Below are 4871 nucleotides of genomic sequence, written 5' to 3'. Positions count from 1 at the left end.
GACTACTGGGCCCACCACCTGCGCCACACCGTCCGCTTCAACGACGCCGTCCAATACCTCCACCACCACAACGTCACCACCTACATCGAACTCGGACCCGACCCCGTCCTCACCGCCATGACCCGGAGCTGCCTGGAGGACGACGTCCAGGCCTCGCCGACGACGGTCGCCGTCCTGCGCCGGGGCCACCCGGAGGTACGGACGCTGGCCACCGCCCTCTCCCATGCGGCCGTACGGGGTGCGGCGCTGGACCCCGAGCACCTCTTCCCGGGTGCGCGGCGGGTCCTGCTGCCGACGTACGCCTTCCAGGGCACCCGGTACTGGCTCAACAGCCCGGCCACGCCCGAGGACGTGGCGAGTCTGGGGCTCACGCCGGCGGAGCACCCGCTGCTCGGTGCGGTGACCAGCCTCGCGGACGGCGAGGGGCTGCTGTTCACGGGCCGGGTCACGCGCGGCAGCCACCCGTGGGTCGGCGACCACGCCGTCGCGGGAACCGTGCTGCTGCCCGGCACCGCGCTGGTCGAGATGGCTCTCGCGGCGGGCGACCGCTTCGGTTACGACGGGCTGCAGGAGCTGGTCCTGGAGGCACCGCTGATCGTCCCGGAGGACGGCAGGATCCACCTCCAGGTCGCGCTCGGCGCCGAGGAGTCCGGTACCCGCGCCGTCACCGTCCACTCCCGCGCCGAGGGTGCCGCGGACACGGAGTGGACCCGGCACGCCTCCGGTGTGCTCCGGGAGTCCGCCCCGGCCGCCGCGGTGGCCGAGCCCTCGGCCTGGCCGCCGCAAGGGGCGACGGAGATCCCCGTCGGTGAGCTGTACCCCCGCCTCGCCGACCGCGGCTACGGCTACGGGCCGGCCTTCCAGGGCCTGCGCAGGGCCTGGAGCCACGGCACCGACGTCTACGCGGAGATCGCGCTGCCCGAAGGCATCGAAGGCGACGGGTTCACGCTGCATCCGGCCGCCCTGGACGCCGCCCTGCACGGCCTGTTGATCGAGGACTCGCAGGAGCTGACCGTCCCGTTCTCCTTCAGCGGGGTCACCCTGCACGCCACGGGAGCGACCGCGCTGCGCGTCCGCCTGAGCTCCGGGGGCGGCAACTCCGCCTCGTTGACGGCAACGGACGCGGACGGCCGGCCCGTCGTCACGGTCGACGAGATCGCCCTGCGCCCGGCCGGTGACCTCCAAGGCCGCGGCGGCCGGCACGACGGGCTCTACAGCCTGGTGTGGAAGCCGCTGCCGCCGTCGGCCGCGGACACCCCGGCCGGTCGGTGGGCGGTACTGGGGTCCGACCCGCACGGTCTGGTCGCCGCCGTCGCCGGCACGCCGTACGCGGACGCGGCCGCGCTGCGGGCCGCCGTCGCGGCGGGCGGTCCGGTACCCGATGTCGTGGCCCTTTCGGACGCGGTGTCAGAGGTCCACGCGGCGCTCGGGCACACCTTGGCCGCCCTGCAGGAACTGCTCGGCGACAGCGCCCTCGACTCCACCCGCATCGTCGTCCTCACCCGCGGCGCCACGGCACTCTCCCCCGACGAGGACGTCCACGACCTGCCCGCCGCAGCCCTCACCGGCCTCGTCCGCACCGCACAGAACGAATACCCCGGCCGCCTCACCCACCTCGACATCGAGGACGCCGCCGACGCCGGCCACCTCGCGGGTGCGGCACACACCGCCGCCCACACCCCCGACACCCAACTCGCTCTGCGCAACGGCCGACTGCACACCCCGCGCCTGGAAAACACCCCCACCGGGGGCACCGCCGCCCGCGCCGTCGACCCCGACGGCACGGTCCTGATCACCGGCGGCACCGGCGGACTCGGCCGGATCCTCGCCCGCCACCTCGTCACCCGCCACGGCGCCCGGCACCTCCTCCTCACCAGCCGCACCGGACCCGACGCCCCCGGAGCCCGAGAACTCGCCGACGAACTCACCGCGGCCGGCGCCCACGTCACCGTCACCGCCTGCGACGCCGCCGACCGCGCGTCTGTGAAGGCCCTGCTCGGCACCATCCCCGCAGACCACCCCCTCACCACGGTCATCCACGCCGCCGGCACCCTCGACGACGCCACCCTCGACAACCTCACCCCCCGCCACCTCACCCGGGTCCTCCGCCCCAAGAGCGACGCGGCCTGGAACCTCCACGACCTCACCCGAGACCACGACCTCACCCACTTCGTCCTCTTCTCCTCCATCGCCGGCCTCATCGGCAACCCCGGCCAGGCCAACTACGCCGCCGCCAACACCTACCTCGACGCACTCGCCCACCACCGCCACCACCACGGCCTCCCCGCCACCAGCCTCGCCTGGGGACTCTGGGACACGAGCACCGGCAGTATGGCCGCGCAGTTCTCGGAGGCCGACATGCAGCGGTGGGCCGCCAAGGGCATCCTTGCGCTGACCCCGGCACGCGGTATGGAGCTGTTCGACGCGGCGCTCGCGTCCGGCCGGCCCGAGCTCGCCCCGATCGAGCTGGACCTGCGGGTGCTGCGCTCCCCCGGGCAGACCGCGCCGGCCCTGCTGCGGACCCTCGTCCGGGCTCCGCGCCGCCGGGCGGCCGCGGCCACCGGTTCCTCCTGGGCCGCGCGTACCGCCGCGCTCGCCCCGGCGGACCGGCAGCGGGCCGCGAGCGAGCTCGTACGGACCACGGTCGCGGCCGTGCTCGGCCTGGCCGGGCCCGCCGCCGTCAACGACAGCGGCCCCTTCATCCAGTTGGGGATGGACTCCCTCACCGGTATGGAGCTCCGGCGCAGACTGGCCTCGGACAGCGGTATCGCCGTTCCCGCGACCGCCGTCTTCGACCACCCCACCCCCGGCGCGCTGGCCGCCTTCGTCGTCGCAGAACTCGGAAAGATCACCGGTGAGGCCGCGGCCCGGCCGGCACGGCAGGCCCCGACGGGTGCCGGTGCCGGCCAGGACGACCCGATCGTGATCGTCGGCATGGCCTGCCGCTACCCGGGCGACACCCGCTCGCCCGAGGACCTGTGGCGGCTCGTCGCCGAAGGCACCGACGCCATCGGCCCCTTCCCCGCCAACCGCGACTGGGACGTCGACGACCTCTACGACCCGGACCCCACCCGGCCCGGGAAGACCTACACCCGGCACGGCGGCTTCCTCTACGACGCCGACCGCTTCGACGCGGAGTTCTTCGGGGTGTCGCCGCGTGAGGCGTACGCGATCGACCCGCAGCAGCGCCTGCTGCTGGAGACCACCTGGGAGAGCTTCGAGGACGCGGGAATCGACCCGGCCACCCTGCGCGGCAGCCGGACCGGTGTGTTCGTCGGCACCATGTACGACGACTACGCCTCCCGCCTGTCCGCCGTCCCCGTCGAGTACGAGGGCTACCTGAGCACGGGCAGCGCCGGCAGCGTCGCCTCCGGGCGGCTGTCCTACACCTTCGGGCTGGAGGGCCCGGCCATCACCGTCGACACCGCCTGCTCCTCCTCCCTCGTCGCCCTGCACCTGGCCGCCCAGGCCCTGCGCCAGGGCGAGTGCACCCTGGCCGTGGCGGGCGGTGCCACCGTGATGGCCACTCCGCGGCCCTTCCTGGAGTTCAGCCGGCAGCGCGGCCTGGCCCCCGACGGGCGGGTGAAGTCCTTCTCCGCCTCGGCTGACGGGACCACGTGGAGCGAGGGTGTGGGTGTGCTGCTCCTGGAGCGGCTCTCCGACGCCCGCCGCAACGGCCACGACGTCCTCGCGGTCGTCCGCGGCTCAGCGGTGAACCAGGACGGCGCCAGCAACGGCCTCACCGCCCCCAACGGCCCCTCCCAGGAACGCGTCATCCGCGAGGCACTTGCCGCCTCCGGCCTGTCGGTCGCAGACGTCGACGCCGTCGAGGCCCACGGCACCGGAACCACCCTCGGCGACCCCATCGAGGCCCAGGCCATCCTCGCCACCTACGGCCAGGACCGCGACTCCGACCGGCCCTTGTTCCTGGGCTCGCTCAAGTCCAACATCGGCCACTCCCAGGCCGCGGCAGGCGTCGGCGGCGTCATCAAGATGGTCATGGCCATGCGCCACGGCATCCTTCCCCAGACCCTCCACGTCGACGCCCCGACCCCGCACGTGGACTGGTCGAGCGGCGCGGTTTCGCTGCTGACCGAGGCCACCCCGTGGCCGGAGAGCGGCCGGCCCCGCCGGTCCGCCGTCTCCTCCTTCGGCATCAGCGGCACCAACGCCCACGTGGTCCTCGAACAGGCCCCCGCCGCCGGGACCGCATCCTCACGCGAGGTGGCGGTTCCCTCCCCGCTGCCCTGGGTGGTCTCCGGCCGCGGTACGGACGGCCTGCGCGCCCAGGCCGTACAGCTGCGGCGGCTGGCCGCCGAGGCCGGCACGGACGGCGCCTTCGACCTCGCGCACCTGGACATCGGCCACGCCCTGGCCACCACGCGGGCCGCGCTCCCGGACCGTGCCGTCGTCCTCGCCGACGACCCGGCCGCCCTGCTGGCCGGCCTGGACGCGCTGGCCCGCGGCGCATCCGCGCCGCAGCTGGTGACCGGGGACCCGGACCGGGCGGCCGGAGCCTCCGGGCTCGCCCTCCTGTTCACGGGGCAGGGCAGTCAGCGTGCCGGCATGGGCCGTGAGCTGTACGAGACCCACCCCGTCTACGCCCGCGCCCTCGACGAGGTCTGCGCACGGATGGACGTACACCTGGGCCGGTCCCTCAAGGAGCTGATCCTCGCCGAGGAGGGGAGCGAGCGGGCCGCGCTCCTCGACAGGACGCAGTACACCCAGCCCGCGCTGTTCGCCGTCGAGGTCGCGCTGTTCCGGCTCGTGGAGGAGTACGGCCTGACGCCGGACTACCTCCTCGGCCATTCGGTGGGCGAGCTGGCCGCGGCGCACGTCGCGGGGGTCCTCGACCTCGACGACGCCTGCAA

General features: G+C 74.5%; 1 protein-coding gene. It reads left to right on the top strand.

All coding sequences use genetic code 11. From position 1 onward, the window contains the following. Positions 1–4871, top strand: a 4871-nt coding sequence (locus ACZ3X1_RS37260; protein WP_467284004.1) for a type I polyketide synthase, incomplete at both ends; no start/stop codon positions are given.

Source organism: Streptomyces sp. NPDC023541 (genome assembly GCF_055559995.1).
The sequence above is the reverse complement of the archived record's forward strand: the minus strand, read 5'-3'. Positions and strand labels throughout refer to the sequence as shown.